The following is a 2002-nucleotide window of genomic DNA, read 5'->3' as shown; positions in this document are numbered from 1 at the left end:
TCCGGCGTCGAGGAGGTCGTAGGGCTGGTAGGTGAGGTGGGGGTGGGTGGTGGTGACGGTGTGCGGGTCGCGGATGTCGGTCTTGCCGATCTCCAGGAAGGTGCCCCCCTCGGCCAGCAGCGCCAGTCCCGCGTCGATGTGCGCCTGGGTCAGGCTGTTGAGCACGACGTCGACCCCCTGCGGGGCCACCGCCGCGATCCCCTCCCGGTACGCGGTGGTGCGGGAGTCGTGGATGTGGGAGTCGGGCACACCGAGCGCGCTGAGGGTGGGTTGCTTGCCGATGCTGGCCGTGGTGTGCACGGTGGCCCCGAGGTGCCGGGCGTAGTGCAGGGCGGCCATCCCGACCCCGCCGGTGGCGGTGTGGATCAGGACGGACTGCCCGGCCCGCAGGCCGGCGAGGTCGCCGAGGCCGTACATGGCGGTGAGGTAGGCGATCGGCAGCACCGCGGCCTGGCTGTCGCTGAGGTGGTCGGGGGTACGGGTGAGCAGGTGGTGGTCGCAGACCGCGAGCGGGCCGGTGCCCTCGGAGAAGAGGCCCATCACCCGGTCGCCCGGGTCGAGTCCGGTCACGCCGGGACCGGTCTCCACGACCACGCCCGCGCCCTCGCTGCCCAGTGGCGCCTCACCGGGGTAGCTGCCCAGCGCGATGAGCACGTCGCGGAAGTTCAGGCCGGTGGCGTGGGTGCGTACCCGCACCTCGCCGTCGCGTAGCGGGCGCAGCGCCTCGGGTGCCGGGACCATGGCGACGTTGGCCAGGGTGCCGGCGGAGGTGGTGCCGAACCGCCAGTTCTCGTCCGGCGGCGTCAGCCGCGCCGGGTCGTCGGCGCAGCGGACCAGCCGGTCGACGTACGCCACGCCGAAGCGCACCGCGAGGTGCGGTTCGGCGGCTGCGAGCGCGGCGGCCAGCACCGACGGGTCGGTCGGGCGGCCGTCCAGGTCGAGCAGCACGAACCGGTCGGGGTGTTCGGCCTGCGCGGAGCGGGTGAGGCCCCAGCACGCGGCGGCGGCCAGGTCGGCGATCTGGTCGGCGAGGTGCGCGGCGACCCCACCTTCGGTGGTGATCACCAGTCGGGTGCCGGTCAGCCGCTCCTCGGCGAGCCACTGCTGGAGGCTGTGCAGCAGCGCCTCGGTCAGCTCGTGTGCGGCGGCGACCGGGTCGTCGGTGGTGGCGGTCGGGGCGTCGGCGGGCGTCTCGTCCGGGCGTGGGGTGCGGCAGGGCAGGAAGACCACGTCGGGCAGCTCACCGGCGAGCAGGGCGGCGAGGTCCGGCACCTGGCGCAGGCCGGGCAGCGCGCCGTGCAGCGCCGGTCCGGGCGTGCCGAGGACGGCCCAGCCCGCCGGGTCGGCCGGCGGTGCGGCGTCCGCGCGCAGTTCCTGCCAGTCGAGGCGGTGCAGCAGCTCGGTGCCGGGCGCGGCGGCGACGGGCAGCGTGGCGGGGTCCAGGTCGCGCAGGTCGAGGCGGTCGATGGAGAGCACGGGGTGCCCGGCCGGGTCCGCCAGCAGCACCCGGTACGCACCGTCGCCGATCGCGGTGAGCCGGGCCCGCACCGACGTGGCCAGGTTGGCGTGCACGGCGACGCCGGAGAAGCTGTACGGCACCCGGGGCGCGGTGCCGAGGTCGTCGACGGCGACGGCGATCAGCGCGTGCAGGGCCGCGTCGGCGAGCGCCGGGTGCACGGCGTGACCGTCGGGGCGCAGGTCGTCGGGCAGCTCGACCTCGGCGTAGACGTCGGAACCGGCACGCCAGGCACGGCGCAGGTTCTGGAACGAGGGCCCGTAGTGGTAGCCCTTCGCGGCGAGCAGCGGGTAGAGCGCGTCGATGTCGACCGGTTCACCGGCCGGGGGCCAGACGCCGATCTCTGCCGGGACGGTGGGCTCGTCGGGGCTGAGTGTGGCGGTGGCGTGGGTGGTCCAGGTGGTGGTGGTGCGGGTGTGGATGGTGAGGGTTTGGTGGCCGGTGGGGGTGGGGGTGGTGAGGTGGAGGTGGAGGTGGGTGGGGGTG

1 protein-coding gene is annotated in these 2002 nt (G+C 75.1%); it reads right to left on the bottom strand.

Going from position 1 to position 2002, the window contains the following annotated elements; all coding sequences use genetic code 11:
• Positions 1 to 2002: SpnB-like Rossmann fold domain-containing protein (locus JQN83_RS32550; RefSeq protein ID WP_208570989.1), on the bottom strand; the 2002-nt coding region annotated here is incomplete at both ends.

Origin of the sequence: Micromonospora antibiotica (assembly GCF_017599305.1) — a bacterium.
Classification (GTDB): domain Bacteria; phylum Actinomycetota; class Actinomycetes; order Mycobacteriales; family Micromonosporaceae; genus Micromonospora; species Micromonospora antibiotica.
Note: the sequence above shows the minus strand (reverse complement) of the source record. Positions and strands in the feature narration are given on the sequence as shown.